We start from the raw sequence: 2917 nt of genomic DNA, 5'->3' as shown, positions 1-2917 counted from the left end.
TKTAATTATTTTTTTCATTAATTATTTACCTCCATATATTAAAAATATACCTAATTTTAGGTATATTTTATAAATATCAAGAGTTTTCGACAAAATTAAAGAAATAAATTATAAAATAAGTTATAATATAAAAGTAATATTTAATACGATTAGAAAAAGGGTGGAAAAGAATGATATATATGTTAGCAGCAAATGATAATTTATTAATTTCACAAACAATTTTAATCATTGTTTTATTATGTTTAGCAATTTTTTTGCTGTTATGGCATTATTGCTGCGCGAAAAGTTGCAATTGCTGCTAAGAAATTTGATTATTTTGTTGAAGACTTAACTTATAAATCAGAAATGTTAAATTCTACTGTTGATACCGTTGTTAAAGTTTCAAATTATATTGATGTTTTTGAAGCTTTTGCAAAACGAAACGTTAAAGCATGAGTGAAAATTATTGCTCGTAATAAAGACATTGCCTATTGAATTGTTGATAAATTAAAAGATTTTGCTAATTCTGATGAGAAGGAATAATTATGGCATTTAAATTTGTTAAAACATTGGCAGTGATGGTAGTAGGAATGTTAATTGCTCCGAAAAAAGGTTCAGAATTACGACAAGATTTCATTAATTTAGTTAAAAAATATAATCCACAACTTAAAAAAATGGTTAATAAAATTGAGATTGTATGAGAAAAATCGCAAGGAATAGAATCAGATGAAGTTGCAGCTGATATTGAATTGCACATTAAAAATGTCAAAGGTGCAGTTGAAATTTTAGATTCTGCTTCAACAAAAGAAATGGCTTATAAGACATTAAAGAAAATTGATAATGGTGCAGTTAAATTAATTAAAGCAGCAGCAAAATCACCTAATGTGCGCGCAGTGGCAAAAGATTTAGCAAAAATAACAGTTTCAGCAATTGACGCTGGAATTAATGTAACTGAAGATTTGAAAAAAACATCAGCATCAATTTCTGAAAAAATTATTGAAGAAGGAAAGTCTGCCCCAATTAAAAAAGATTCAAAAGTATATAAGAAATAACTCTAATAATTTAGAGTTTTTTAAATAGCAAAGGAGATAAATGATGGTAAAAAATATTTTAGAAGAATTAAGATGAAGAGGACTATTAAAACAAGTAACTAATGAAGCAAAATTATTAAAAGCGCAAGAATTAAAAAAAGGAGTTTATTGTGGTTTTGATCCAACCGGTGATTCATTACATGTTGGGCATTTAATTCAAATTATGTTATTAAAACGTTTTGAAATGTTTGGATTTCAACCAATTGCTATTATTGGTGGTGGGACAGGAATGATTGGTGATCCTAGTGGAAAAAAAGCAAAACGGGTATTGCTAGATGATAAAACAATTAAACATAATGTGGAAACCATTAGTAATCAAATGCAACAATTAATTGGATCAAAAGTTAAAATGGTTAATAATGCTGAATGATTGCAAAAAATGACCTTGATTGATTTTTTGCGAAATGTTGGTAAAGATTTTAATATTAGTTATTTATTAGCAAAAGAAAATATTGCAACTAGAATTGAAGTTGGTTTATCATATACTGAATTTTCTTACACATTATTGCAGGCTTATGACTTTTATCAATTATATATTAATTATGATTGTGCTGTTCAAACTGGTGGTAGTGACCAATGAGGAAATATTACTTCGGGTACAGATTATATTTATAAACAAATTGGAGAAGATAATTTAGCTTGTGGTTTGACAATGAATTTATTAACAAAAGCTGATGATTCCAAATTTGGAAAAACAGAATCAGGGGCAGTTTGATTAGATTCAAAAAAAACATCGCCGTATGAATTTTATCAATTCTTTTATAACCAAGATGACCAAGAAGCAGGGAAATTATTACGTTATTTAACAATGTTATCTGAAAAAGAAATTATTGCTCTTGAAGCAGTTCACCAAAATGAACCAGCACAACGCATTGCACAAAAAAAACTAGCAGAAGAAGTAACTTTATTTGTTCATCAAGCAGCAGGATTAAAAACAGCACAAATTGTTAGCGAAGCTTTATTTAAAGGCAATTTACATGAATTATCAGAGCAACAGCTAGACCAACTTGATAACAATTTACCTAATTTTCATTTAACAAATCTTAATTTGCCGCTGCTTGATTTATTAGTACAAGCACAGATTGTTTCTTCTAAACGTGAAGGTCGTGAGTTTTTAGAACAAGGTGCAATTACTATTAATGGGCAAATTGTTAAAGAAGAAACTTGACTTGTAGCAAAAGATAAGTTTTTATTTGATAAATATTTAATTATTCGTCGTGGAAAACGAAAATATCATTTAATTTATCTTACAACTAACAAAAAATAAAAAAAGAACATTTTACCATTTAAATAATGCTATTTATAGGAATAAAGTGTTCTTTTTAGTTTTTTAAAATTATTGCAATTTAATAGGTTTATTTTTAGTTGCTTTCTTTTTATTTTTAAAATAAAGACGAGTATAATAAATTACTTGTGCTAATAATATAACAAAAATATTGATAAACGCGAATAAACGACAATGTCAAGGTGTTTGTGGTAAAGCAAACACAGCAATTAATAATAATAACGCAGAAGCATTTAAGATTCCCCAAATTGTAATTTTATGTCATAATTTTAGTTTTCTTTTTTGACCTTTTTTCATACTTGTGACCTTTCTTTGAATTTTTCCATATTCAATATGTGTAAAATTACACTTAGTATTATTTTAGCCTAAAAATATTAGATTTTTTTTAAATTAAGATATTTTTACATTAAATTGTAAATGTAATAAATTTCTTAACTAAATAGTAATATATAATAGACTTCTTGCATAACCTAGTTATTTTAAAATTCCTATAAAATATATTTAAAATAGAAATTATAGGAATTTAAAATTATGAAATTTGATAAATTTGATTTTATTAATA

At 26.0% G+C, this 2917-nt stretch carries 4 protein-coding genes; 3 read left to right on the top strand and 1 reads right to left on the bottom strand.

Going from position 1 to position 2917, the window contains the following annotated elements; all coding sequences use genetic code 4:
• Positions 1-345 precede the first annotated feature (345 nt).
• Genes EHV01_RS04450 through tyrS form a run of 3 tightly spaced genes read left to right on the top strand, consistent with a single transcriptional unit; the run spans position 346 to position 2337 of the window.
• A complete protein-coding gene (locus EHV01_RS04450) occupies positions 346-522 on the top strand; it encodes a hypothetical protein (protein ID WP_422066386.1) in 177 nt (58 codons plus the stop codon).
• Between the two features lie 2 nt (positions 523-524).
• Positions 525-1031 (top strand): hypothetical protein, encoded by a 507-nt coding sequence (locus EHV01_RS04445; protein WP_422066385.1) that lies wholly within the window; start codon positions 525-527, stop codon positions 1029-1031.
• A 43-nt stretch (positions 1032-1074) separates the two neighbouring features.
• Positions 1075-2337, top strand: coding sequence for a tyrosine--tRNA ligase (tyrS, locus tag EHV01_RS04440; protein WP_422066384.1), 1263 nt, complete (start codon positions 1075-1077; stop codon positions 2335-2337).
• Between the two features lie 69 nt (positions 2338-2406).
• Here tyrS and EHV01_RS04435 read toward each other — a convergent pair whose 3' ends face one another.
• Positions 2407-2652, bottom strand: a complete 246-nt coding sequence (locus EHV01_RS04435) for a hypothetical protein (RefSeq protein ID WP_422066383.1) — start codon at positions 2650-2652, stop codon at positions 2407-2409.
• Between the last annotated feature and the right edge of the window lie 265 nt (positions 2653-2917).

Origin of the sequence: Spiroplasma sp. hy2 (assembly GCF_044714365.1) — a bacterium.
Lineage (GTDB): Bacteria > Bacillota_I > Bacilli_A > Mycoplasmatales > Mycoplasmataceae > Spiroplasma > Spiroplasma phoeniceum.
This window is presented reverse-complemented; position numbering and strand designations above follow the sequence as displayed.